Consider the following 24,832-nt stretch of genomic DNA (forward strand, 5'->3'; position numbering starts at 1 on the left):
GCATCAGGCCTTGCGCTCAAGCACAGCGGCAAAGAAACCGTCGGTATCGTGGGCGAGCGGGGTCAGGCGGAGTTGCTCGCCACATTCAACGGCAATGCCCTGTTTGACCAGTACTTCCTGGGCGTTGACCAGCGCAAAGCCCTCATTGGCCGCCAGGAAGGCCGCGACGATGGCTTCGTTCTCTTCGACCAGCAGGCTGCAGGTCGCATACACCAGGCGACCGCCCGGCTTCACCAGACGGGCCGCACTGGCGAGGATCGCCGCCTGCTTGACGGTCAGCTCGGCCAGGGCCTCGGGGCTTTGGCGCCATTTCAGATCCGGATTGCGGCGCAGGGTGCCGAGGCCACTGCACGGCGCATCCACCAGCACCCGGTCGATCTTGCCGGCGAGGCGCTTGACCCGCGGGTCGTTCTCGCTGGCAATCACCACCGGGTGGATGTTGGACAGGCCGGAGCGGGCCATCCGCGGCTTGAGCTTGGACAGACGCTTGTCGGACACATCGAAGGCATACAGGCGGCCGCTGTTGCGCATCAGCGCACCGAGCAGCAGGGTCTTGCCGCCGGCACCGGCGCAGAAATCGACCACCATCTCGCCGCGCTTGGGCTGCAGCAGATAGCCTAGAAGCTGGCTGCCCTCGTCCTGCACTTCGAAGCTGCCATCGAGAAACAGGGGGTGCTTCTGCAGCGCCGGTTTGCCTTCGAGACGCACGGCGGTCGGGGAAAAGCGCCCTGGTGCACAGGCGATGCCATCGGCCTTGAGGCGCTCGACAAGGGCGTCCCGGTCCATCTTGAGGGTGTTGGCACGCAGATCGAGAGGCGCCGGGCGGTTGAGGCTCTGGGCCAGGGCCACGACCTGCTCCGGGCTCAGGGTGGCGAGCAGGCGATCGGCCAGCCAGTCGGGCAGATCGGCCGACTCGGCCAGGGTCAGTTCGCCGCTCTCGCGGCCCTTGATCTCGGTGAAAAAGTCGGTGTCACGACCATGCAGGCCGTCACCCAACTGACGCAGGGTGGTGCCTTCGACACGTGCCAGCCAGGCCAGCACCAGGTGGCGGGTCGAAGCCTCCGGGCCGCACAGCCGCTCCAGGGTGCGCTTGCGCCGCAGCACGCCGTACACGGCTTCGGCCACGAAGGCCCGATCCCGCGCACCAAGCTCGCGCAGATCCCGGAAGTAGCGGGACAGCACCGAATCGGCAGGGTAATCAAAGCGCAGCACGGAGCGAAGGGCCTGGCTGGCGGACTGGATCTGGGCGGGGGTAATGGTCATGGGAATCCGATACGGGAAAAAACGGCCGGACGCCACTGCGCCCGGCAAGCTGTCGGTACTGCTACTGGGGCGCGGCCCGTTTGCCCAGATCCACGCCGGTGGCAACCTGGTCGAGCACATCGCCATTCTTGTCGGTGATCTTCAGGCGCACCGGCAGGTTGGCATAATCCCGGGCCAGCCAGATGTCGATCTTCAGTTCACCACGGTGCCCGGTGCTGCCGAGATGGTAGGCGGAAACGCGCCCCGCCGGCACCTCGATCTCCTCGATGCCGAGGTTTTCGATCACCGAACGCACCGCGCTCTTGCCGGTCACCACCAGCAACTCGGCTTTCAAAGGCCCCTCCGGCTGAAGGGACAGATGATGCATCAGGGACAGCACGTCCTGGTCGCCCTCGGCGATCGAGAACTCCCTCCGACGCTCGCCGGCCACCAGCACCACCTTGGCCGACGACCAGTCGAAGTCGGCCCGCTCCCGCATCCGGCCATCCCGTTCGACGGTGAACTTCTCGGGCTGCAGGCCCCGTGGCCCGATCCGCCCCTCGCTGCGCTGAACCATCCGGAACGGCTTGATCAGGCCGACCAGGCCTGAAGTCTCGATCACCGTTTCCATGGAATAGTGTTCCTGATCGTGGGTCCAGGCGTGGGTGGTGCGACCGATGATGAAGTTCTGCTCGCCGCGAATCACGTTGTACTGGATCTTGCCCGAGGCCGCCCACAGCTCGCCCAGACTCGGCCCGGAACCCTTGGCTGGTTCTCCGCCGCCCCCCCCCTTGCCACTACCCGTGGCGTCAGCCTCCATCGCGGCAGGCGGATCCGTGCGCGGGACCATATCCTGGCCATCGCCCTCGTTACCCGTCGGTGCGGCATCCGGCGCAAGCTGAGCCACCGGAACCACCGGAGCCGACGCAACCTGGGGTTCCGCGGCCTTGACCGGCTTGCGCGGCCTGGGGCGCGGGCGCTGGGGCGGTGCATCGCCCAGCACAACACGCTTCTCGTCCGGGTTCTTCAGGGTCGGCTTGGGCAAGGGCGTTAGCCGGGCGTCCAGGGGCGGCAGTACGCTGGCCTTGTCGTTGGGAATCTCCCAGGCCGGCCCGAGCAGCACGGCCAGATGCACTACCGCAGAGACGGCAATGGCAAAGACCAGCGTGCGGTCATAACGCCCGGTGGCAGCAGCCATCGACGACTCAGGCCTCGACGGGCGGCACCGTCCAGCCGTCGAGGCCGGCGGTTTCATCCTTCACCCGCACCCCACCAGCCGCCGTCAGCTGCAGCCGGCCTTCGACGAACCAGCGTACGGCCTGCGGGTAGATACGGTGTTCCTGCACCAGCACGCGGGCAGACAGGCTGTCCTCGTCGTCGTCCGCCAGCACCGGCACGACAGCCTGGATCACGACCGGACCACAATCCAGGGTCGGGGTCACGAAATGCACCGTGGTGCCATGCACCCGCACTCCGGCTTCCAGCGCGCGTCGGTGGGTATGCAGCCCTGGGAACGAGGGCAGCAGGCTGGGGTGGATATTGATCAGGCGGCCAGCATAGCGGCTGACAAAGGCATCGGTGAGCACCCGCATGAAGCCGGCCAGCACCACCAGATCCGGGGAATGGGCATCGATTTCTTCAGCCAGGGCCGCATCAAAGGCCTCCCGGGCCGGATAGGCCTTGTGATCCACCACCCGGGCAGCAATGCCTTGTCGGACGGCAAAATCCAGACCGCCGGCATCAGGACGGTTGGAGATCACGGCGGCGATGCGCGCGCCGGGGATCTGCGCCCGGACAATGGCCTCCATGTTGCTGCCTCGACCGGAGATGAGGATAACGATGTTCTTCATAGTGAGCCCTCAGCCGGCAAGCGGCGCCCGGCGGCTCTTCAGCCAGCCGATGAACACTGGGATCAGCGAGATGGCAATGATGCCGAGGATCACCACCGACAGGTTCTTCTTGACCACCGGCATGTTGCCGAAGCCGTAGCCCAACCAGGTCAGCGAGAAGATCCAGATACAGCCGCCCAGAAAATCCAGGGCCACGAAGCGCGGGTAGGTCATGCGCGCCACCCCCGCCACGAAAGGCGCAAAGGTGCGCAGCAGCGGCAGGAAGCGGGCAATGATGATGGTCTTGCCGCCGTGGGACTCGAAGTAGGAATGGGTCTTGTCGAAGGCCGCACGGTTGAACAGGCGGGAGTTCTCCCAGCGGAACACCTTTGGCCCGATGGAATGACCGATCCAGTAGTTGGTGTTGTCACCCAACACCGCCGCCAGCAGCAACACGCCGCACAGCACATAGATGTCCATGCCGCCGGTGGCTGCCAGGGCGCCGGCCACGAAAAGCAGGGAGTCACCGGGCAGGAAGGGAAAGATCACCAGCCCGGTCTCGCAGAAGATGATCAGGAAGAGGATCACGTAGATCCAGGTTCCGTATTGGGCCGTGAGGGCGGCCAGGTGGACGTCCAAGTGCAGGATGATGTCGATGAATTGAGTGAGCAGTTCCATTGCCGCGCCGCAAAAAAACAAGACCGCCATGATACCGGAGGGCGCACCGGGACGCTCGCAAAGGCTTTGCCGGAGCGTGTCGAAGCGCACCACGTCAGGCTTCACGGCGAAGCCCACCGCACTGCCCACCAAGCCCCGGCAAACAAGCACTTGACTCTCTCCGTGACAAATCCGCGTTGTAGCCCGCAGCACGCCTGTGTTACTAATATCGAATAAGAAAAAGCGAGTTCTATATGCTTTTCGCAGCGCAGCAAGCCGGGCTGGCGGGGCGGGAAAATCCCTTTTTCCAGCCCTGACAGTCCCGTCTCAACATGAGGTAACCGAGTGTCCGTCAGTCTGTCCGTCGTCATTCCCTGTTATCGCTCCCAGGCCACCCTGCCCGAGCTCCTCCGCCGTCTGGCGAGCGCCCTGGAGGCCACGAAAGATCCGTTCGAAGTGATTTTTGTCGAAGACTGTGGCGGCGACGACACTTGGCAGGTGATCCAGGAACTCGCCAGCAAGGACGCCCGGGTGCGCGGCATCAAGCTGGCACGCAACTACGGCCAACACAACGCACTGCTGTGCGGCATCCGGGCCGCCCGGGGCGAAGTCATCATCACCATCGACGACGATCTGCAGAACCCACCGGAAGAGATCCACAAACTACTGGCCAAACTGCACGAGGGGCATGACGTGGTGTATGGCTCGCCCCAAAGCGAAACCCACGGCTTCCTGCGCAACCAGGCCTCGCGGATCACCAAGCTGGCCCTGCAGGGCACCATGGGCGTCGAGTCGGCGAGCAAAGTGAGTGCCTTCCGCGTCTTTCGCACCCGGCTGCGCAATGCGTTCGAGGCCTACCGCAGCCCGTCGGTCAATATTGACGTCCTGCTCACCTGGGGCACCACCTCCTTCTCGTCCGTCAATGTCCGCCAGGATGACCGCCTGATCGGCGACTCGGGATACAGCCTGAAGAAGCTCATCAACCACGCCATCAACATGATGACGGGTTTCTCGGTGCTGCCCCTGCAGATCGCCAGCCTGCTGGGGATCACCTTCGGCGTCCTGGGCATGCTGGTGCTCACCTACGTGGTCGGCCGCTACTTCATTGCCGGCAGCGCCGTACCGGGCTTCACCTTCATCGCCTCCATCGTCGCCATCTTCTCCGGCGTGCAGCTCTTTGCCCTGGGCATTTTCGGCGAGTACCTGGCGCGCATGCACTTCCGCTCCATGGAGCGCCCGCCCTACACCCTGCTCCACGAAACACCCACGCAGGAAACCGGAGCCTCCTCCACCGCCCTCTCCTCAGCCCATGTCAGCCAGCCCTGAAGCCGCCCCCTCGATGACCGATCTGAGCGGGCACATCGACACCCCGGCCCTCCAGCTGTCCTGGTCCGAAGCCCCCTGGGACTCCGTGCTGTTCGGCGCCCCGGTACTGCAGATCGGCACCCTGAACCTGCGTGCCCCAGGCGCGGTGGATGACATTGCGACCTTCGCCGAAGCCCGGGACAGGGCCGGCGCCCTGCTGGTGAGCTGCCGCCTCCGCCACGATCAGCTGGCGGAATCCATGCTGCTCGAACAGACTGGTTTCCGCTTCATCGAAATGCTCTACCAGCCGGAGCTCGGCCTGGCCGCCCTGCCGCCATCCAGCCACGCTCTGGTGGTCAGCCGGGCCACCGCCGACGATATGCCGGAAATCCTCGACGCCGCTGGCTCGGCCTTCGGCAACGAACGCTTCCACATGGACCCGCGCCTGCCCTCGGCAATCGGCGACCTCCGCTACCAGAACTGGGTACGCAGCTGCCTGGCTCACCCGCAGCAACGCCTGCATGCCCTGCGTGACGGCGCGACGCTGGTGGCCTTCTTCGTCACTGAAATGCGGGCGGACGGCACCTGCTATTGGCATCTCACAGCGGTAGCGCCCGGCCTGCAGGGTCGCGGCTACGGCCGTCGGGCCTGGGAAGCCATGCTCGAACAGGCCCAAAGTGAAGGCGCCAGCCGCGTGCAAACTTGCATCGTGGCCCGTAATCACCGGGTACTCAATCTGTACGCCCGCCTGGGCTTCCGTTTTCCGCCGCCACTGATGACCCTGCACTGGGTGCGCCCCGCATGAGCGCCAAGGCCACACTCGGGCAGATGCTCCGCTACGGAGTGGTCGGCCTCACCTCCAACGCACTGCTCTACCTCGCCTACCTGGCCCTGACCAGCATGGGCGTCGAGCCCAAGCTGGCCATGAGCCTGCTGTACGCCCTCGGAGTGATCCAGACCTTCTACTTCAACAAGGCCTGGTCCTTCCGCCACGGCGGCACCCATGGGCCGGCCTTCATCCGTTACTGCATCAGCTACGGCCTCGGCTATCTGTTCAATCTGGCAGCCCTGTATGTGCTGGTTGACCACCTCGGGCACCCCCACCAGATCATCCAGGGCGCCCTGATCATCTGCACCGCAGTGCTGCTCTTTCTGCTGCAGAAACTCTGGGTTTTCCGATCCGATATTCCCTCGCCCAACGCCACCACCCCGAGTCTATGAACATCCCCTTCAACAAGCCCTACATGACGGGTAAGGAACTCTGGAACATCGCCCAGGCCCATGCCAACGGCCACCTGGCCGGGGACGGCAATTTCAGCAAGCGCTGCTCCCGCTGGCTGGAGGCCCGCACCGGTACCAACAAGGCGCTGCTCACCCATTCGTGCACGGCCGCCCTCGAAATGGCGGCAATCCTGGCCGACATCCAGCCCGGTGATGAGGTCATCATGCCCTCCTACACCTTTGTATCGACAGCCAATGCCTTCGCGCTGCGGGGCGCCGTGCCGGTGTTCGTGGACATCCGCCCCGACACCCTGAACATCGACGAGAAGCTGATCGAGAGCGCCATCACCGAGCGCACCCGGGCCATCGCCCCGGTGCACTACGCTGGCGTCGGCTGCGAGATGGACAGCATCATGGCTATCGCCAACAAGCACAAACTGCTGGTGATCGAAGATGCCGCCCAAGCCGTGATGGCGACCTACAAGGGCCGCCCTCTGGGTGCCCTCGGCCACATGGGCACCCTGTCCTTCCACGAGACCAAGAACATCATTTCCGGTGAAGGCGGCGCCTTGCTGGTCAATGCCCCCCAGTATGCCGAACGAGCCGAGATCATCCGCGAGAAGGGCACCAACCGCTCCCAGTTCTTCCGCGGGCAAGTGGATAAATACACCTGGGTGGATATCGGCTCATCCTACCTTCCGGGGGAGATCATTGCGGCCTTCCTGGCCGCCCAGATCGAGGAAGCCGACAGCATCACCCGCCAGCGCCTGGCCATCTGGAACACCTACCACCAATGGCTGGCCGAAGCCGAAAAGGCTGGCAAGCTGCGGCGCCCGGTGGTGCCGGCCCACTGCGGCCACAACGCCCATATGTATTACATACTGCTGCCCGACCTGGCGCAGCGCACGGCTTTCATCGACAAGCTGCGCAAGGTGGGCATCAACACCGTGTTCCACTACATCCCGCTGCACAGCGCCCCGTCCGGCCAACGCTACGGCCGGGCCCATGGCGAGTTGCCGGTGACCACCGAGATGGCCGAGCGCCTGGTGCGCCTGCCCCTGTGGGTCGGCCTTGAGGAAGTCCAGGCAGAGGTCATCCAGCACATCCTGGCATCCCTGTAAGCACACGCCGTGCAGTCCTCACAGAGGCTGCACGGCCGGGTAAGCGCCGGTCAGGCCAGGGCCTTGCCCACGATCTCGGTCACATCCGGTGACAGCCCCTCTGCCGCTGCCACCCGCTCCAACGCCGGACGGATGCGGGCCTGGATCTCCGGCGTAAACTTGCGCCAGCCCTCCAGGGCGCGGGCCATCCTGGATGCCACCTGGGGGTTGTTGCGGTCGAGGGCGATCACCTGCTCGGCCCAGAAGGCATAGCCAGCCCCATCTTCCCGGTGGAACTCCGCCGGATTGGCCTTGAAGTAGCCACCAAGCAGCGAATAGACCTTGTTGGGGTTGGACAGGCTGAAGGCCGGGTTGCCCATCAGGGCCCGCACCTGCTCCAGGGTGGCCGGCGCCGAATCGGCCCAGCGCCAGGCCCCAGCCTGCAGCAGGAACCATTTGTCCAGTACCAGGGCGTCGTCCCGGTAGCGCTCATGGAAGGCCTCCAGAGCCTTGCAACGCTCCGGGCTGTCGCTCTGCACCAGGGCCGCCAGGGCACCATAGCGCTCGGTCATGTTGCCTGCATGCTGGAACTGCAAGATGGCCAACTGCACTGCCGTCGGGCCGCCCCAGGCCATCATGTAGCGCAGGCACAGGTTGCGCAGGGCACGCCGGCCGGCGTCGGCAGGGTGGTAGCGGTAGTCGCCCTCCACTTCCAGATCCATGTAGCGCACCACAAAATCCGCCTGAAGGGCCTGACCCAGTTCACGCAGCAGGTGGATCAGGGCCGCCCGCAGGGGGGCCGGGTCGGCCTGCTCCATGCGCTCCAGCAAGTAGGCCTCGGCGGGCAGTGCCAGGGTTTCGGCCACAAAGGCCGGGTCGAGGCTGTCGTTGGTGAGGAGCGCACGGAAGGCGTGGCCAAAGGCCTGGGGCACCTGCATGGGCCGGCCGGCAGCCTTGTCGGCGGCCAGGGCCAGGATCACCCGCTCCATGTAGCGTTGGGCGGCGTCCCAGCGGTTGAAGGGGTCGCTGTCGTGGGCCATGCGGAAGGCCAGGCGGGTGTCGTCCTCGGCAATATCCAGGATCACCGGCGCAGAGTAGCCGCGCAGCACCGAGGGCACCGGCTCGGCGTCAATGCCGGTAAAGCACCAGCTGTGGCTTTCGGCCTTGAGTTCCAGCACCCGGGTGGTCTCGCCCGCCCGGGCCTCGCCCTCCAGCTGCAGGGGCAGGTCGGCGCCATCGGCCCCGATCAGGCCCACCGCCACGGGGATGTGCAAGGGCAGCTTGTCCGGCTGGCCGGAGGTGGCCGGGGTATGCTGGCTGAGGGTCAGGCTGTAGCTGCGGCTGGCGGCGTCATACACGCCCTCAGCCTTCAGCCGAGGCGTGCCGGCCTGGCTGTACCAGCGCATGAAGAGGTCCAGGTCGGCACCGTTGGCCTCGGCCATGCAGCCCACGAAGTCGTCGCAGGTCACCGCCTGGCCGTCATGGTAGGAGAAGTACAGGTCCATGCCGTTGCGGAAACCCTCGCGCCCCAGCAGGGTGTGCAGCATGCGGATGACTTCGGCCCCCTTCTGATACACCGTCGCAGTGTAGAAGTTGTTGATCTCCTGGTAACTGTCCGGGCGGATCGGGTGGGCCATGGGGCCGGCATCTTCGGGGAACTGCCCGCTACGCAGCACCCGCACATTGGCGATGCGCGTCACCGCCCGGGCCGAGGCCGCCGCATCGGCAGAGTCGGACGCCCGGGCCATCATGTCGGCAGTGAACTGCTGGTCACGGAACACCGTGAGGCCTTCCTTGAGGGTCAGCTGGAACCAGTCGCGGCAGGTGACGCGGTTGCCCGTCCAGTTGTGGAAGTACTCGTGGGCCACCACGCTTTCCACGTTCTCGAAGTCCAGGTCGGTGCCGGTCTCCGGGTTGGCCAGCACATACTTGGTGTTGAAGATGTTGAGGCCCTTGTTCTCCATGGCGCCCATGTTGAAGTCGGACACCGCTACGATCATGAAACGGTCCAGGTCCAGTTCCAGCCCGAACACTTCTTCGTCCCAGCGCATGGAGTGGATCAGGGAGTCCATCGCATGGCCAACGCGATCGAGGTCGCGGGCCTCGACCCACACCTGCAGCAGCACGTCCCGACCGGTCATGGTAGTGACCCGACGCTCCAGGGCCTTCAGGTCGGCCGCCACCAGAGCAAACAGGTAGGACGGTTTGAGGAAGGGGTCTTCCCAGCGGGCAAAATGTCGGCCATTGGGCAGGGTGCCGGTTTCCAGCAGGTTGCCGTTGGACAGCAGCACCGGGCAGGTAGCGGCATCGGCCTCCAGGCGCACGGTGTAGCGGGCCATGATGTCGGGCCGGTCGGGGAAATAGGTAATGCGCCGGAAGCCCTCGGCTTCGCACTGGGTGTAGTAACCCCCGCGGGACTGGTACAGCCCCGACAGGGTCAGGTTGGCAGACGGATCAATGCGCGTCACCACCTCCAGCAGCACCTCATCGGCGTCCACATCAATCTCCAGCCCGCCTTCCACTTCGCGCACCTGGCCCGCTGCCGGCACCTGGCCGTCGAGGCTCAGGGACAGGCGCTCCAGTGCCTCACCAAACAGCACCAGCGGGCCCGCCGGGGCATCGGGGTTGCGCACGCAGCGCATGCGGTTGGTGACCACCGTCTCTTGGGGGTCGAGCATGAAATCCAGGTCCACCGTGGCGACGGTGTAGGCCAGAGGCTGATAGGCATCGCGGCGGATGGGGGTGCCTTGTTGGGTGCGCATGGGGATGATCCTTGTTGTTGCTTTGACTGACGGGGATTCTACCCCGCCCGTCCAGCCCCCATCTCGGCCCCGCTTTCCTCGTCCCAAAAATTGTCGCCCTGGGGGACAATCGTGGCCTTCAGCGCCCGCACTACCTCCTGCCTATCACCATGTTCACGCCCATCCAGCCCGCCACCCTGTCCTTTGCCCCGGACGGCACGCCCTACTCCGCCACCTTCGATGACGTCTATCACACCAGCGCGGGCGGCCTCGGCCAGGCCCGGCACGTCTTCCTGGCTGGCAACGGGCTGCCTGGGCGCTGGCAGGGGCGCGAGCGCTGGACCATCATCGAGACGGGCTTCGGCCTGGGTCTCAACTTCCTGGCCACCTGGCAGGCCTGGCGTGCCGACCCGGCCCGCAGCGCGCGGCTCGACTTCGTGTCGGTGGAGAAGCATCCCTTCCAGGCAGACGACCTGGCCCGTCTCCACACTGCCTGGCCCGAGCTCGCCCCCTTGGCCGAAGCCCTGCAGGCGCACTGGCCGCCCCTTACACCCGGCATCCACCGCTGTCATCTGGACGGCGGGAGGGTCACCCTGACTCTGGCCTTCGGCGACGCTGTCGACCTGCTGCCCCAACTCAACGCCCGGGCCGACGCCTTCTACCTCGACGGCTTCTCCCCAGCCCGCAACCCCGAGCTGTGGTCACCCCGGGTTTTCGAGCAGTTGGCCCGACTGGCCGCCTCCGACGCCAGCCTCGCCACCTGGTCGGTGAGCGGACATGTACGCCGGGGGCTGGAAGCCGCCGGCTTCAGCCTCACACGCCAGCCCGGATTTGGTGGCAAGCGCGAGATGCTCACCGGCCAGCGCAGCGGCAGCCCCGCCACCCCGGCCGAACCCCGGCATCGCCATGCCCTGGTGATCGGCGCTGGTGTGGCCGGCACCTCGGTGGCCGAGCGCCTGGCTGCCCGGGGCTGGCAAATCAGCCTGATCGACAGCGCTGACGGCCCGGGTCAGGGCGCCTCCGGCAATCGGGCCGGAGTCTTCCGGCCACTGCCCAGCCTGGACGACAACCGCCTGGGGCGTATCACCCGAGCCGGCTTTCTTTACGGGCTGCAGCATCTCAGGCAGCTCGCGGCAGCAGGGCATCCGGCGCGCTGGGGCGCCACCGGCGTATTGCACCTGGCCCGGGACGACAAGCAGGCCGGCAAGATGCGCACAGTCGTTGCCACCCACCGGCCTCCGACCAACTACCTGCGTTACGCCGAACAGGACGAAGCCAGCCGGATTGCCGGTTGGCCCCTGGCCCAGGGCGGCTGGCACTTTCCCGGCGGGGGCTGGATCCAGCCTCCCAGCCTGTGCTCAGCCAACCTGGCCGCAGGTGGCGCGGCCATCCAGACCTTGTTCGGGCGCCAGCTTGCGAGCCTGCACCCCGAAAATGGCGAATGGATTGCCCTGGACGCCGACGACACCCCCATCGCCCGGGCGCCGGTTGTCATTCTGGCCAACGGCGTCGGCATCCGTGCTCTGCCCGAGGCCGCCGCCCTGCCGGTGCGCCCGGCCCGGGGGCAGGTCTCGCACCTGCCGGCCACTGCCGGCTCGCCCCCCCACGTGGTGGTGTGCCGCAATGGCTACGTGAGCCCCGAGGTGGATGGCGTCCGCTGTGCGGGCGCCACCTTCCTGGCCGACGACCCGGACGAGAGCCTGCGCACCGAAGAGCACGCCGAAAACCTCGCCACCCTGGATCTCATCCTGCCCGGCTACGCGGGTGCTTACGACCCGGCCAGCCTGGACGGCCGGGTGGGCTTCCGGCCTGCCTCTCCCGACCGGCTGCCCATGGTGGGCGCGATTCCCGCCGTGGCTCAGGCCGACAAGAGCACGCCCCTCCCAGCGATCCCGCGCCAGTCCGGCCTGTACGCCCTGACCGGCTTCGGTGCCCGCGGCCTGGTATGGGCCAGCCTGATGGGCGAGCTGCTGGCCAGCCAGCTAGACGGCAACCCGCTGCCCCTGGAGCAGGATCTGGTGGACGCTCTCGACCCGGCCCGCTACCTGCTCAAGCCCCCCCGCCCGAGCACGGGCGGCGACGATTGAAAACACTTTCCGCAACTTTGTAAGAGGCCTTTGCGCCCGTCCCCAAGGGGACGCTGGCGGCGTTAATCTCTGTGTATTCACAGGAGAATCAGGCCATGAGCACCCATCTGAACACCCCTTCCTTGCACCCGGCGCTGATGATCGCAGCTGTTTCGGTGACCGCTCTCAGCCTTGCCGGCGTCGCCAAACTGACCGGCGTACTGCCGGACTTCGGCGCCAAGCCACCGGCTGCCACGGAATCCGTCGCTGCCCAGCCCACGCCGCCAGAGGCCCCTCCGAGTGCACCGCTCGCCAAGCTCGAAAGCGCAACAGCGCCAGCCGCACCGAAGACTCCGGAGGCAACTCCCGAGCCCCGGCCCACCCATCCAAGCTCCCGCCCCACCTCGGCGCGGGAACATGCCAAACCGGCCCCCGCCGTGGCAAAAAACGTCCCACCGCCGGCCGATGCAGTCCCCGCCCCGCCCCCTGTCAGCCCGCGCCATACGGCCGACACGGCGCCCCCGGCATGCCGGGACTGCGGTGTGATCGAACGCATCGAACCCATCGAGCAGAAGGGCGAAGGCTCAGGCATCGGCGCCGTCGGCGGCGCGATTCTCGGAGGCGTTCTGGGGCACCAGGTGGGTGAAGGCTCTGGCAAGCAACTGGCACGCATCGGCGGCGCCGTACTCGGCGGTTTTGCCGGCAACGAAGTGGAAAAGCGGACCCGTACGGTCACCCACTACCAGGTGACAGTGCGCATGGAAGACGGCAGCCGCCGGGTCATCCAGCAGCAGGGCCAGCCTGGCTGGCGCAATGGCGACCCGGTGCGGGTGCGTAACGGTGAGATCGTCGCCGCCGGCGCTGCGTTCTGACCAAACCACGGGGCACCGGGCCTGTCTGACAAGATCAAACTGTGGGGGTGACCTGTAGCCCCCACGTCGGAGAAAGCCAGGCTCAGAGCACCCGGTCGAGGCGCCCCAGCACCAGTTCGCGGCCCATGGTTTCGAGCACGGCGTCGATGGACGGCGTCTGGGGCTGGCCCAGCAGGGCGACCCGCAGAGGGATCGCCACCTGGGGCATTTTGAGGCCGTGGGCGGTGCAGGTTTCCTTGATGGCGGCGTTGAGCACCGCCTTCTCCCACACCGCGTCGGCCAGCTTGCCACGCAAGGTGGCCAGGGCGGCCCGGGCCGCATCGGTGAGATGCTGGGCGATAAGCTCCGGCGCGGGATGCAGGTCGATGTAGAAGGGCTCCGCGGCATCGGCCAGCACATTGAGCGTGGCGGAACGGTCCTTGTAGAGGGCGATGATGGCCTCCAGAGCCGGGCCAGCCTCCGGGTTCACCCCGCGACGGGCCAGCCGGCGGCTCACGTCGGCGGCCAGGCGGACATCGTCGGTCTGCTTGATGTAATGCGCGTTGAGCCAGTTGAGCTTCTCGGTATTGAACTGGGCTGCGGACGGAGTGATGTGGTCCAGGTCGAACCACTCCACCAGCTGCTCGCGGGAAAAGATCTCGTCGTCCCCATGGCTCCAGCCCAGGCGCGCCAGGTAGTTGATCACGGCCTCGGGCAGGTAGCCGTCGTCGTCGTACTGGGTGACGCTCACCGCGCCGTGGCGCTTGGAAAGCTTCTGGCCGTCGTCGCCCAGGATCATGGACAGATGGGCGTACTGGGGCACTACGGCGCCCAAGGCCTTGAGGATGTTTATCTGACGCGGGGTGTTGTTCACATGGTCGTCGCCGCGGATCACCTGGGTGATGCCCATGTCCCAGTCGTCCACCACCACGCAGAAGTTGTAGGTGGGGGTGCCGTCAGCGCGAGCAATGATCAGGTCATCCATTTCGGCGTTGCTGATCTCGATGCGGCCCTTGACCAGATCGTCCCAGGCCACCACGCCCTCGGTGGGGTTCCTGAAACGGATCACCGGCTGCACGCCGGCCGGCGGCGCGGGCAGCACCTTGCCGGTCTCGGGGCGCCAGCGCCCGTCGTAGCGGGGCTTTTCACCACGGGCCCGCTGGGCCTCGCGTAGGGCGTCGAGCTCTTCCGGGGGCATGTAGCAGGGGTAGGCGGTGCCGGCCGCCAGCATTTCCTGAATCACCACCTTGTACCGGTCCATGCGCTGCATCTGGTAGAAGGGGCCTTCGTCCCAGTTCAGGTCGAGCCAGCTCATGCCGTCCAGGATGGCCTGTACAGCCTCGGGGGTGGAGCGGGCTACGTCGGTATCCTCGATGCGCAGGATGAACTGGCCGCCATGGCGACGGGCATAGGCCCACGAGAAGAGCGCCGTGCGAGCGCCCCCGATGTGCAGGTAGCCAGTGGGGCTGGGGGCAAAGCGGGTACGGACGGGAGTGGCCATGACGGGAATCCGGGAAAGCGTAAAACCCGGCATTTTACGCAATCCGGTGCTGCAAAAACACAAAGCCCGGCGGGGCCGGGCTTTGCGGTGCGGCGAAGCAGCTGCGTCAGATGGCCGATTCGTTGGTCTCGCCAGTGCGGATGCGCACCACCTGCTCCACCGGCATCACGAAAATCTTGCCGTCGCCGATCTTGCCGGTGCGGGCGGCCTTGATGATGGCTTCCACAGCCTGCTCGACCACGTCGGTCGCGACGACCACCTCGATCTTGATCTTGGGGAGGAAATCCACCACGTATTCGGCGCCGCGATACAGCTCGGTGTGGCCCTTCTGGCGACCAAAGCCCTTCACCTCGGTCACGGTCAGGCCGGTGATGCCGACTTCGGACAGTGCCTCGCGGACTTCATCGAGCTTGAAGGGCTTGATCACGGCTTCGATTTTTTTCATCTTCATTCTCCTGGGAAGGGTGCGGCATTCTAGCCGGAATATCCGGCCCGGCGTGCCGGGCGCTGGGTGGGGCGTTCAGGCGTCCCGGTAGCGGGACGTGATGGGGTAGCGCCAGTCCTTGCCGAAACCGCGCGGGGTGACGCGAACGCCGGGGGGCGCCTGGCGACGCTTGTATTCATTGCGCCGAAGCATGGCTACGGTGCGGCGCACATCCACCTCGGGGTAGCCCCGGGCGATGATCTCCGGAGGCGACAGATCCTCTTCCATGTAGGCGGCGATGATGGCGTCCAGCACCTCGTAGGGTGGCAGCGAGTCCTGGTCGCACTGGTCGGGCTTGAGCTCGGCCGAGGGCGGACGGGTGAGAATGTTCTCGGGGATCACCGGGCCGCCCGGCTGGGCGTTGCGCCAGGCACACACGCGATACACAAAGGTCTTGTAGAGGTCCTTGATGACCGCAAACCCACCAGCCATGTCGCCATACAGCGTGGCATAACCGGTAGCCATCTCGCTCTTGTTGCCGGTGGTCAGCACGATGGCGCCGGTCTTGTTGGACAAGGCCATCAGCAGCATGCCGCGGATGCGCGACTGGAGGTTCTCTTCGGTGGTGTCCTCGGGCAGGCCGGCAAACTGGGGGGCCAGCATGTCGGCGAAGGTCTGCATGGCCGGTTCGATGGCGATCTCGTCGTAGCGCACCCCCAGCCAGCGCACCATCTCGCGGGAATCGTCCAGGCTCATCTGGGCCGTGTAGGGCGAGGGCATCATCACCGCACGCACCTTGTCGGCTCCCAGGGCGTCCACCGCAATCGCCAGGGTGAGCGCCGAGTCGACACCCCCCGACAAGCCGATGAGGGCGCCGGGGAAACCGTTCTTGCCCAGGTAGTCACGCACGCCCAGCACCAGCGCGTCGTAAACATCAGCCTCCACCGGGCGGACATCGGGCACGCCCTGATCACGCCAGGCGCCGTCAGCAAACTGCAGCAGGGTCAGCTCTTCGCGGAAGGAGGCCCCCTGCCAGGCCAGCGCGCCATCGGCGTCGAGGGCAAAGGAGCCGCCATCGAAGACCAGCTCGTCCTGACCGCCCACCAGGTTGCAGTAGGCCACCGGCAGGCCGGTGGCCGCCACGCGATCGCGCATCACCTCGTAGCGGCGCTCCTGCTTGTGCATGTGGAAGGGTGAGGCATTGAGCACCAGCAGCAACTCGGCGCCAGCGTCTCGGGCCACCTCCGCCGCCCCCGGCTCCCAGACATCGGCACAGATGTTCACACCCACCCGAAGGCCATTGAGCTCGAACACGCAGGCGCCCTCGCCCGGCTCGAAGTAGCGCTCCTCGTCGAAGACCTCGTAGTTGGGCAGCCGATGCTTGAAGTAGGTGTCCACGATGCGCCCGTTACGGACCACCGCCGCGGCGTTGAAGCGCAGGCCATCCTGCTCGGCGGGGTAGCCCACCAGCACGGTGATGCCCTGCACCTGGGCAGCCAGGGCCGCCAGCTCATCGGTGCAAGCCCGCAAAAAGGCCGGCCGCAGCAGCAGGTCTTCGGGCGGATAACCGCACAGGGCCAGCTCGGGCGTCAGCAGCACATCGGCGCCCGCAGCCTTCGCCCGGGTCACCGCTTCCAGGATCCGGCGCGCATTGCCGGAAATGTCGCCCACGACACAGTTGAGCTGGGCGACAGCGACGGTAATAGGGGTTTTCATGGGGCGACACTATACCGCGAAGGGCGCGCTCACCGGTTGCATCGCCTGCACGGACAAGGATGCCTGAAGGTATCCTTGCAACCAGCCCCAGCCCCCTCGACCATGCCCGAACTCCGCCTCCACCCCGCCATCGACGCCATTCCCGCCGCCCGGTGGGACAGCCTGTGCGACGGCCAGCCCACCCTCTCCCACGCCTACCTGTCGGCCCTCGAAGCCAGTGGCTGCGTATCGCCCCGCACCGGCTGGACGCCCCGCCACGCCGGCCTGTGGGAAGGCGAGGCGCTGCTCGCCGCCATGCCCCTCTACCTCAAGACCCATTCCTACGGCGAGTATGTCTTCGACTGGGCCTGGGCCGACGCCTACCAGCGGCACGGGCTGGACTACTACCCCAAGTGGCTGGCGGCCGTGCCCTTCACCCCGGTTCCGGGCCTGCGGGTGCCCGGACGCGACGAGGCCAGCCGGCGCCTGCTGATCGAAAGGGTGCGAGAGGCCGCGGAAGCCTCCGGTGCCTCGTCCCTGCACATCCTCTTTCCCAGCGCCGACGAATCAGCCTGGCTGCAGGCGGCGGGCCTGGAAATCCGCCACGGGGTGCAGTTTCATTGGCACAACGCCGGCTACCGGGACTTCGACGATTTCCTCGGGCACCTGGCCCAGCCCAAGCGCAAGAAAATTCGCCAGGAACGCCGCAAGGTGGCAGAGGCCGGGGTGGTCTTCCGCATTCTCACCGGCGCCGACATCGGCCCGGAGGAATGGGCCTTCTTCCACGCCTGCTACAGCCAGACCTACGCCGAGCACCGCTCCACGCCCTACCTGACCCGCGCCTTCTTCGAGGATTTCGGGCGCCGCAGCCCGGAAGCCTGCGTACTGATGATTGCGGAGCGGGCCGGCTCACCCATCGCCGCCAGCTTCTTCCTGCGCGACCGAACAAGGCTCTACGGCCGCTACTGGGGCGCCATCGAGTTCATCCCCTGCCTGCATTTCGAGGCCTGCTACTACCAGGCCATCGACTACGCCATCCGTTCAGGCCTGCAGCACTTCGAGGGCGGCGCCCAGGGCGAACACAAGCTGTCCCGCGGCCTGGAGCCGGTACGCACCACCTCTGCCCACTGGATCGCCGATCCACGCTTCCGCGACGCGGTGGCGCGCTTCCTGGCCCAGGAGCGGGGCGGCATGGAGGTTTACCTGGACGAACTGTCGGAGCGTCTGCCTTTCCGGGGCAGCACCGCCTGATCTACCAAAGCAAACCCGGCCTCAGACCCGGGCAACGCGCCGCGGCGCTTCCTCCCGGATCGGGATATTCACCAACGCCGCCAGCGTAGCCAGCACGATGTCGGCGTACCACATCCAGTCATAGTTGCCGAGATTAACCAGGGCCAGCCCGCCCAGCCAGGCGCCGAAGAAACCACCGATCTGGTGGGACAGCAAGGTGAGCCCGAACAGGGTGGCCAGGTAGCGCAGGCCGAAGAGCTTGCCCACCAGACCGGCGGTGGGCGGCACGGTGGCCAGCCAGGTGAGGCCGAGGCCGATGGAGAAGGCATAGAAGGTAATGTCCGTCTTCGGGGCGAGCAGATAGAGACCCACCAGCACCGCCCGCGATCCATACATGCAGGCAAGTATCCACTTCATGCGGTAATGCTGGCCGAGGGCGCCGGCCCCCAGGCTGCCGGCGATGTTGGCCAGCCCGATCAGGGCCAGGGACAGGGCCGACACGCTGGCGGGCAGGCCGCACAGGTCCACCGCCCCCGGCAGGTGGGTGACCAGAAAAGCGATGTGAAAACCACAGGTGAAGAAGCCTGCATGCAGGCACCAGTAGCTGCGGTCTCCCAGGGCAACACGCAACTGCTGACGCAGGCCCAGATCCACCGCCGCGGAGGGCGGATGCTCGACCTTGTGACGCAGGGGCCACGACAGGGGAATCGTCGCCAGGGCACAGGCGGCCAGGCCGAATAGTGCGGTAGCCCAGCCGAAGCCGGCGATCAGGAACTGGGACAGGGGGGCAAACAGGAATTGCCCGAAGGAACCACCGGCGTTGATGAAACCCGACGCAAAGGCCCGCTTCTCCGGCGGAAGACGCTGGGCCAGCGCACCGATCAGGATGGAAAAACTGCCGGCCCCGGCACCGGCAGCCACCAGTACGCCCAGGGTCAGGGTCAAGGCAAACTCGCTACTGACGAAGGGCGTCAGCGCCAGCCCGAGGACCAGCATCGCAGCCCCGGCGAACAGGGAGCCGCCAGGGCCATAGCGGTCGGCCACCGCGCCGAAGATGGGCTGGGATGCCCCCCACATGAACTGCCCTACAGCCAGCGCGAAGCTGATGCTTGCAATACCCAGACCCGTAGCCGTGTTGAGGGGGGAGATGTAAAGGCCGAGGGACTGGCGGATGCCCATGGTGATCATGAGCACGGCCGAGGCCGTGAGAACCAGCGGCCAGTACGAAAGCGGTACAGCACCTGCAGCCGGAGCGCGGGGAGGAAGAGTGTTCATGGAAGCATCCACCCGCCTGGCGGGCTTTTTTGGCTTACCAGCATCCCCCGGAAGCCTCACCCGGGTCAATCAGGATTTACGTGTACGTAAGGTCGCCAGGGCGGAAGGAAAGTCGTAGGCACTCAGTTCCCGGTCGAAGCGTGCCCAGTCGGCGCCGAGCCCGGCCTTCAGTGGGCCGGCCTGTTCCCGGGCGGCGCGCACAGCGGCAACGTTGTCTTCCGCCAGCAGGGCTTCGAGCTGGGCCATGGCGGCGCTGACCACAGCCGGATCAAGCGTGTCCTCTGCGGGAGCCGAAGTGCCATCGGGCAGCACGGCGATGGCGGCCACCACCGCCGCCTGGGCTTCAGCCACCTGCGCAATCAGGTCGTCGATCAGACTACGCGCTTCGACGTCGCGGATGGCCGCCTCCAGTCTGGCAGCCAGGGCCTGCACGCCGGGCATGCCTATCATGCCGGCCACCCCCTTGAGGGAATGGGCGAGACGCAGGGCGTCCGCCCCCTGACCGGCATCCAGGGCCTCGCGGATGGCTTCTGCATCCTGGCCATGGCCATCGGCGTACTTGCGCAGCAGGCGCACATAGTTGGGAATGCGCCCACGCAAGTTGCGCAGTCCGTAGGCCACATCCAGCCCCGGCACCTGCTCCAGCAAAGCCTGCATGTCGGGCACAACGGCCGGGACGGCAGGGGCAGCGGGGCCACGCCGGGGTAGCCACTGGAGCAGTTTGGCGTAAAGCATGGCCGGATCGACGGGCTTCGGGAGGTGGTCGTTCATGCCTGCGTCCAGGCAACGCTGGCGGTCCTCACCGAAGGCGTTGGCGGTCATGGCGAGCACCGGTACCGCAACCTGGCCAGCCTGACGGATGGCCCGGGTGGCTTCGAGGCCGTCCATCACCGGCATCTGCATGTCCATCAGAATCAGGCCATAAACCCCGCTGGCGGCCTTGTCGACGGCGATGGCCCCGTTGTCGGCCACATCGACACGCAGGCCGACGTTCTCGAGGAGGGCGGTGGCGACCTCCTGGTTGATGCGGCTGTCTTCCACCAGCAGAATCCGTGTGCCGGCGTGATCGCGGGTCAGCGTGCGCTCGTCGGGCAGGGCCAGGGCCGGGCCCGCATCCCCCGGCAAGCCCGGCGGGTGCGCCTTCAGCAGCATGGCCTGCAGGCCGGAGAGGGTCACCGGCTTGGCCAGCACATCGGCCACGCCGAGGCGTCGGGCTTCTTCCTTGCGGGCCGGCGCCTCGCCCAGCGTCAGCAGGATGCAACGCGGCGGCCGGGCCAGCCCCAGGTCGGCAAGGCGTCGTACCGTCTGCAGCCCGTCAAGCTCGGGCATGTCGGCATCCACGATGAGCACGTCGAAGGGGTCGTCCTCATGGGCGGCGGCGGCCAGCAGCGTCAGCGCAGAAGTGCCGGACTCGCAGGCAACCGCCCGGGCGCCCAGAGCCGACAACATGGCGCTGAGCACATCCCGGGATTCGGCCAGATCATCCACCACCAGCGTCCGCAGGGCTGGCAGGCGGGAGGGGTCGGGCTGGCTGTTGCGGGGCGACAGGGCAAAGCGCAGGCTCAGCCAGAAAGTGCTGCCATGACCGGGCTCACTGCTGACGCCGGCCTCACCGCCCATCAGGCGCGCCAAATGGCCGGTGATCGCCAGCCCCAGGCCGGTGCCGCCAAAACGCCGGGTGGTGGAGCCGTCGGCCTGCTCGAAGGGGGTAAACAAGCGCGGCAGGTGCTCGGGGGCGATGCCGATGCCGGTGTCGCTGACCTCGACACGCACACTCACCGCGGTGTCGCTTTCGCCCTCGCTGCGGCAGCGCAGCAGGATCAGGCCGGTCTCGGTGAATTTCACCGCGTTGCCCAGGTAGTTAACCAGCATCTGCCCGAGGCGGCCCGGATCACCCCGCAGCCGGGTCGGCACGCTGCCCATGTCCACCACCAGCTCCAGGCCTTTCTGGTGCGCCTTGTCGGCCACCAGGGCGCAGGCCTTGCCCACCACCTCTTCAAGGTTGAAGTCGGTCTCGTTGAGGGTGAGCTTGCCGGCCTCGATCTTGGAGATGTCCAGGATGTCGTTGATGACGGAGAGCAGGTGCTCCGCCGCGTCGCTGATCTTCTGCAGGCGCGACTGCACCTCGGCCCCCTCCAGGCTGCGGCGCAGCAGGTGGGTGAGGCCCATGATGGCGTTCATCGGGGTGCGGATCTCGTGGCTCATGTTGGCCAGGAAGGCGCTCTTCGCCCGGTTGGCGGCATCGGAGGCCTCCCGGGCGGCCTCCACCTCGGCGGTGCGCTGGGAGAGCACCTCGTTGGCCTCTTCAAGCTGACGCGTGCGCACCGCCACCAGTTGCTCCAGGTGGTCCCGGTAGCTGACCAGCTCGGCCTCGGCAGCCTTGCGCTCGGTGATGTCTTCCTGGATACCCAGGTAGTGGGTAACGCGCCCGTCCGGTTGCTCGATGGGAGAGATCCGCGCGTACTCCACCCGCAAGCGGCCGTCCCTCCGCCGGTTGATGAACTCCCCCTCCCAGGGCTGCCCTGCCGCCAGGGCCGCCCACAGCGCCGTATAGGTGGTCTGGGGGGTCAGGCCAGACTTGAGGAAGCCGGTACGCTGCCCGACGATCTCGTCCAGCGCGTAGCCGGAGCCCTCCACGAAGGCCCGATTGACGTACTCGATACGCCCTTCCTTGTCGGTGACGATCACCGCCGAGGGGCTCTGCTCCACAGCGAGGGAGAGCTTGAGCAGTTGATCCTCGGCCTTGCGGCGCTCGGTGATGTCCTTGGCTACCCCGAACACCCCCACCACCTTGCCGCTAGCATCATGCAGCGGCCCACGGGTGGTCAGGAAGCAGCGTGGGCCAAGCACCGTGCTGAGGGTCTCCTCCGACGTGCCGACCTGACCGCTGGCCACCACGGCCTTTTCGGCCTGGGCAATAGCGGCCGCCTCATCGGCCGGAAACAGCTGGCTGTCGTCGGCCCCCAGGACTTCCTCCTGGCGCAGCCCGCAGAAGTGAACCGCGGCCCGGTTGAAGAAGCTATAGCGCCCCTGCAGATCCTTGGCGAAGATCACATCAGTGGAACCATCGGCGATCGCATCAAGGAGTTGCAGTGCCCGCAACTGCGTGCCCTGAGCCTCTTCCCGCAGACGGGTCTGGAGCAGCTCGCGCCGCTGGAACAGCAGCAGGGCTGCTACGGCGGTGGAGAACAGGGCAAAACCCACGGCGAGGAGGATCCACAAGAGCTGGTGCCGCGACGACTCATGGATCTCGTCCAGATCCATCTTCGCCACCAGCAGCCAGTCCGTCCCCGGCACTGCACGCCCCACCCCCGCCACCTTGACACCACGATAGTCCAGGGCCTCGATGGCCTTGCCCCGCAAGTCAGGCCTGGAAATCACGATGGCCCCGAGCAGGACCTCCCGATTGAAGGGAATGCGCAGGCTGAGGGCGGGCGCCGGATTGAGGCGCAGGGGACTGAGAAACAGCGCGTTCTCGCCCTCCTGGCGCATCAGCAGAGTCTCGGCCGTTTGCGTGGGGGCCGGCCAGCCCTTCAGGTAGGAGTACAGAAAATCGGCCGGGTCCACCTGCAGCACGATGGCCAGCATCCCGGCCTCACCCCAAGTCTTCAGCGGGGCAATGAAATCGAGCATCGGCCGTGCGTTTGGCCCCGTTCCGGCGAGGTAGAAATTACTCTCGATGACCTGCCCGGCCTCGTGGGCACGCCGCACATACTCCCCCAGCTCCGGCCCAGCGGGGGTTTCGCCTGATGTGCCGAGCAGGCTGGCCCCCTGCCCATCCACCAGACTGACCCGGGAATAGCCATAGGCCGCACGCACGGCCTCAAGGCGGGACAATATGTCGTTGCGGGCCGCCACATCACCACCCAACCAGCGCTCACGGGCACGGGTCAAGCCCGGATCACTGGCCAGGGCTGCTGCATCGGTGCGACGCTCCACCAGCCAGGCCGAGATCTGCGACAGTTTGAGATCTGCCACGGCCTCGATGCGCAACAACTCCTGACTGGCACGGTCCCGTACCGACAGAACGGCGCTACCGTAGCCCACGGCGATGACGGCCAGGGCAATCAGCAAAAATGGCAGCAGGCGCGCCCAGGCACCCTCGCCGCCCAAGGCGCGGAGGAAGGCAGCGGGCTGTACAGGGGCAACGCTGTGCGCCATCTGGCGCAGCAGGCCCCAAAGCAGCAGGGAGGTCACAACCACGAAGGCCCACCCCTTGATGGTGCTGATCTCGGTGATCCACTGGGGATCGGCGGTGATCTGCGCCACCAGCTTGTCGGAAAAAAGGATCCATGCAGCGGAGAAGACTGCATATACCAGGACGATGCGGAGGATCCGCCCGTTCATCGACCGGGCCCCGACAGTTTGCGCCGCAGCCCGGTGTGTTTCACTCGGCAGCCTCGTCCCCGTATCGGTTGGCAATCTCCGCAAAGCGCGGGAACTCCGCCACGAAAGCGTCCACTACGTCCGGATCGAAATGGGTGCCGCGCGCTGCGCAGATCATGTCGCGGGCACCGTTCTGGGTGATGGGCTGCTTGTAGACCCGCTTGGAGATCAGGGCATCGAAAACGTCAGCGAGGGCCATCAGGCGCGCCGACAAGGGAATCGCCTCACCGATCAGGCCGTCGGGGTAGCCGCTGCCGTCCCACCACTCGTGGTGATGGCGGGCGATCTCCTTGGCAGAGGCCAGAAAGGGCACCGGCCGCTCGGCATCCTTCTCGGCATGTTCGATGGCTTCACTACCCAGTCGCGCATGAGTCTGCATGATGGCCCACTCGTCGGCAGTCAGCTTGCCAGGCTTGAGCAGGATGTGATCGGGGATACCCACCTTGCCGATATCGTGCAGGGGCGCCGACTTGGAAATCAGCTCGATGGTGCGGCGATCCAGGCGCTCGGTATAGCGCGGATTGAGGGCCAGGCGCTGGGCCAGCACCGACACATAGGCCTGGGTGCGGCGCAAGTGGTTGCCGGTCTCCGGGTCGCGGATCTCGGCCAGCCGCGCCAGGGCCCGGATGCTGACCTCCTGGACCGGCAGGTTCTCGCCCATGCGGCGGGCGATCTCCGCTTCAAGGAAGTGGTTTTGGTTGCGCAGGCGGTCCCGGGCCCGTTTGAGCTCAAGCTGGATGCGCACCCGGGCCTGCACGATGGTCGGGCGCAGGGGTTTGCTGATGTAATCCACGGCCCCCAGCTCAAGGCCCTTCTCCTCCTCCTGCAGGCCATCCAGGGCCGTCACGAAAATCACCGGGATGTCACAGGTCAGAGGGTCGTCGCGGAGGGCCGTGAACACTGCATAACCATCCATGCCCGGCATCATCACATCGAGGAGGATGAGGTCGGGGATCGGCGGGGTACGGGCCACCTGCAGGGCACGGGCACCACTCTGCGCAGCACGTACCCGGTACTGGGGCTGGAGCAGTTCGCCGAGCACCTCGATGTTCTCCGGCACATCGTCGACGACCAGGATGGTCGGCTTTGCGGCAGAAAAGTCGGAGGTGAGGGAGTCGGAAGTCACCGGAATGGACCGATCATGTTGAGGGATTGCAATGGGGCCTGAGAAACCGAGCCCCAATCGGCAGCAAGACCATCGCAGCCAAACAGCTTATCGACCCCTGAGCCTGAGACTTTAGGGAGGCTCCGATTTAATCCACTTCCCTTCAGGCGCATCACCTCCAATCGAAAGGCTACGGGACACGAT

The 24,832-nt window shown here is 66.5% G+C and carries 19 protein-coding genes; 7 read left to right on the plus strand and 12 right to left on the minus strand.

Annotated features, from left to right (window positions below; translation table 11 throughout):
- Positions 1-3 precede the first annotated feature (3 nt).
- From PHI64_RS08455 to PHI64_RS08470, 4 genes are all read right to left on the minus strand, one after another.
- Positions 4-1,263 (minus strand): RsmB/NOP family class I SAM-dependent RNA methyltransferase, encoded by a 1,260-nt coding sequence (locus tag PHI64_RS08455; protein ID WP_299881499.1) that lies wholly within the window; start codon positions 1,261-1,263, stop codon positions 4-6.
- A gap of 61 nt (positions 1,264-1,324) precedes the next feature.
- Positions 1,325-2,440, minus strand: a complete 1,116-nt coding sequence (locus PHI64_RS08460) for a DUF3108 domain-containing protein (RefSeq protein WP_299881502.1) — start codon at positions 2,438-2,440, stop codon at positions 1,325-1,327.
- A 7-nt stretch (positions 2,441-2,447) separates the two neighbouring features.
- A complete protein-coding gene (purN, locus tag PHI64_RS08465) occupies positions 2,448-3,092 on the minus strand; it encodes a phosphoribosylglycinamide formyltransferase (RefSeq protein ID WP_299881505.1) in 645 nt (214 codons plus the stop codon).
- Positions 3,093-3,101: 9 nt separating this feature from the next.
- Positions 3,102-3,749 carry a DedA family protein gene (locus PHI64_RS08470; RefSeq protein ID WP_299881508.1) on the minus strand — a complete coding sequence of 216 codons (648 nt, stop codon included), beginning with the start codon at positions 3,747-3,749 and terminating at the stop codon, positions 3,102-3,104.
- Between the two features lie 324 nt (positions 3,750-4,073).
- Between PHI64_RS08470 and PHI64_RS08475 the strand changes: the two genes are divergently transcribed.
- Genes PHI64_RS08475 through rffA form a run of 4 tightly spaced genes read left to right on the plus strand, consistent with a single transcriptional unit; the run spans position 4,074 to position 7,375 of the window.
- A complete protein-coding gene (locus PHI64_RS08475) occupies positions 4,074-5,054 on the plus strand; it encodes a glycosyltransferase family 2 protein (protein WP_299881511.1) in 981 nt (326 codons plus the stop codon).
- A 13-nt stretch (positions 5,055-5,067) separates the two neighbouring features.
- A complete protein-coding gene (locus tag PHI64_RS08480) occupies positions 5,068-5,838 on the plus strand; it encodes a GNAT family N-acetyltransferase (RefSeq protein ID WP_299881514.1) in 771 nt (256 codons plus the stop codon).
- Positions 5,835-6,254, plus strand: coding sequence for a GtrA family protein (locus PHI64_RS08485; RefSeq protein WP_299881517.1), 420 nt, complete (start codon positions 5,835-5,837; stop codon positions 6,252-6,254). Before PHI64_RS08480 ends, PHI64_RS08485 begins: the two co-directional genes overlap by 4 nt.
- Positions 6,251-7,375: a dTDP-4-amino-4,6-dideoxygalactose transaminase gene (rffA, locus tag PHI64_RS08490; RefSeq protein WP_299881520.1), complete on the plus strand. Its 1,125-nt coding sequence runs from the start codon at positions 6,251-6,253 to the stop codon at positions 7,373-7,375. The genes PHI64_RS08485 and rffA overlap by 4 nt, the downstream gene beginning before the upstream one ends.
- 50 nt (positions 7,376-7,425) lie before the next feature.
- Here rffA and pepN read toward each other — a convergent pair whose 3' ends face one another.
- On the minus strand, positions 7,426-10,116 hold the full coding sequence (gene pepN / locus PHI64_RS08495; protein ID WP_299881522.1) for an aminopeptidase N: 2,691 nt from the start codon (positions 10,114-10,116) through the stop codon (positions 7,426-7,428).
- 149 nt (positions 10,117-10,265) lie between these two features.
- Between pepN and mnmC the strand changes: the two genes are divergently transcribed.
- Positions 10,266-12,182: a bifunctional tRNA (5-methylaminomethyl-2-thiouridine)(34)-methyltransferase MnmD/FAD-dependent 5-carboxymethylaminomethyl-2-thiouridine(34) oxidoreductase MnmC gene (gene mnmC / locus PHI64_RS08500; RefSeq protein WP_299881524.1), complete on the plus strand. Its 1,917-nt coding sequence runs from the start codon at positions 10,266-10,268 to the stop codon at positions 12,180-12,182.
- Positions 12,183-12,277: 95 nt separating this feature from the next.
- Positions 12,278-13,033 (plus strand): glycine zipper 2TM domain-containing protein, encoded by a 756-nt coding sequence (locus PHI64_RS08505; protein WP_299881527.1) that lies wholly within the window; start codon positions 12,278-12,280, stop codon positions 13,031-13,033.
- Positions 13,034-13,115: 82 nt separating this feature from the next.
- Here the strand turns inward: PHI64_RS08505 and gltX are convergent, their stop codons facing one another.
- The 3 genes from gltX to PHI64_RS08520 all read right to left on the minus strand — a co-directional run bounded on the left by gltX (position 13,116) and on the right by PHI64_RS08520 (position 16,653).
- Positions 13,116-14,513 carry a glutamate--tRNA ligase gene (gene gltX, locus PHI64_RS08510; RefSeq protein ID WP_299881530.1) on the minus strand — a complete coding sequence of 466 codons (1,398 nt, stop codon included), beginning with the start codon at positions 14,511-14,513 and terminating at the stop codon, positions 13,116-13,118.
- Positions 14,514-14,619: 106 nt separating this feature from the next.
- Positions 14,620-14,958, minus strand: a complete 339-nt coding sequence (locus PHI64_RS08515) for a P-II family nitrogen regulator (protein WP_296569695.1) — start codon at positions 14,956-14,958, stop codon at positions 14,620-14,622.
- 75 nt (positions 14,959-15,033) lie between these two features.
- Positions 15,034-16,653, minus strand: a complete 1,620-nt coding sequence (locus PHI64_RS08520) for an NAD+ synthase (protein ID WP_299881533.1) — start codon at positions 16,651-16,653, stop codon at positions 15,034-15,036.
- A 102-nt stretch (positions 16,654-16,755) separates the two neighbouring features.
- Between PHI64_RS08520 and PHI64_RS08525 the strand changes: the two genes are divergently transcribed.
- Positions 16,756-17,883, plus strand: coding sequence for a GNAT family N-acetyltransferase (locus PHI64_RS08525; RefSeq protein WP_299881535.1), 1,128 nt, complete (start codon positions 16,756-16,758; stop codon positions 17,881-17,883).
- 21 nt (positions 17,884-17,904) lie between these two features.
- Here the strand turns inward: PHI64_RS08525 and PHI64_RS08530 are convergent, their stop codons facing one another.
- From PHI64_RS08530 to PHI64_RS08545, 4 genes are all read right to left on the minus strand, one after another.
- Positions 17,905-19,137 (minus strand): MFS transporter, encoded by a 1,233-nt coding sequence (locus tag PHI64_RS08530; protein ID WP_299881537.1) that lies wholly within the window; start codon positions 19,135-19,137, stop codon positions 17,905-17,907.
- 69 nt (positions 19,138-19,206) lie between these two features.
- Positions 19,207-23,484 (minus strand): response regulator, encoded by a 4,278-nt coding sequence (locus PHI64_RS08535; RefSeq protein WP_299881539.1) that lies wholly within the window; start codon positions 23,482-23,484, stop codon positions 19,207-19,209.
- Between the two features lie 40 nt (positions 23,485-23,524).
- The gene (locus tag PHI64_RS08540) at positions 23,525-24,649 is read right to left on the minus strand and encodes a two-component system response regulator (RefSeq protein ID WP_299881542.1); all 1,125 of its coding nucleotides are present in this window, start codon (positions 24,647-24,649) and stop codon (positions 23,525-23,527) included.
- The coding region (locus tag PHI64_RS08545; RefSeq protein WP_299881545.1) for a hypothetical protein at positions 24,646-24,832 on the minus strand (187 nt) is incomplete at its 5' end. The genes PHI64_RS08540 and PHI64_RS08545, both read right to left, overlap by 4 nt.

The organism is Zoogloea sp., from assembly GCF_028689785.1.
Taxonomy (GTDB): Bacteria; Pseudomonadota; Gammaproteobacteria; order Burkholderiales; family Rhodocyclaceae; genus Zoogloea.

Bases quoted from the DNA above. Each gene is read 5' to 3' on its own strand.
- PHI64_RS08455 (WP_299881499.1), bottom strand. From the start codon at position 1,263: ATGACCATTACCCCCGCCCAGATCCAGTCCGCCAGCCAGGCCCTTCGC.
- PHI64_RS08460 (WP_299881502.1), bottom strand. From the start codon at position 2,440: ATGGCTGCTGCCACCGGGCGTTATGACCGCACGCTGGTCTTTGCCATT.
- purN (WP_299881505.1), bottom strand. From the start codon at position 3,092: ATGAAGAACATCGTTATCCTCATCTCCGGTCGAGGCAGCAACATGGAG.
- PHI64_RS08470 (WP_299881508.1), bottom strand. From the start codon at position 3,749: ATGGAACTGCTCACTCAATTCATCGACATCATCCTGCACTTGGACGTC.
- PHI64_RS08480 (WP_299881514.1), top strand. From the start codon at position 5,068: ATGACCGATCTGAGCGGGCACATCGACACCCCGGCCCTCCAGCTGTCC.
- PHI64_RS08485 (WP_299881517.1), top strand. From the start codon at position 5,835: ATGAGCGCCAAGGCCACACTCGGGCAGATGCTCCGCTACGGAGTGGTC.
- rffA (WP_299881520.1), top strand. From the start codon at position 6,251: ATGAACATCCCCTTCAACAAGCCCTACATGACGGGTAAGGAACTCTGG.
- pepN (WP_299881522.1), bottom strand. From the start codon at position 10,116: ATGCGCACCCAACAAGGCACCCCCATCCGCCGCGATGCCTATCAGCCT.
- mnmC (WP_299881524.1), top strand. From the start codon at position 10,266: ATGTTCACGCCCATCCAGCCCGCCACCCTGTCCTTTGCCCCGGACGGC.
- PHI64_RS08505 (WP_299881527.1), top strand. From the start codon at position 12,278: ATGAGCACCCATCTGAACACCCCTTCCTTGCACCCGGCGCTGATGATC.
- gltX (WP_299881530.1), bottom strand. From the start codon at position 14,513: ATGGCCACTCCCGTCCGTACCCGCTTTGCCCCCAGCCCCACTGGCTAC.
- PHI64_RS08515 (WP_296569695.1), bottom strand. From the start codon at position 14,958: ATGAAAAAAATCGAAGCCGTGATCAAGCCCTTCAAGCTCGATGAAGTC.
- PHI64_RS08520 (WP_299881533.1), bottom strand. From the start codon at position 16,653: ATGAAAACCCCTATTACCGTCGCTGTCGCCCAGCTCAACTGTGTCGTG.
- PHI64_RS08525 (WP_299881535.1), top strand. From the start codon at position 16,756: ATGCCCGAACTCCGCCTCCACCCCGCCATCGACGCCATTCCCGCCGCC.
- PHI64_RS08530 (WP_299881537.1), bottom strand. From the start codon at position 19,137: ATGAACACTCTTCCTCCCCGCGCTCCGGCTGCAGGTGCTGTACCGCTT.
- PHI64_RS08535 (WP_299881539.1), bottom strand. From the start codon at position 23,484: ATGAACGGGCGGATCCTCCGCATCGTCCTGGTATATGCAGTCTTCTCC.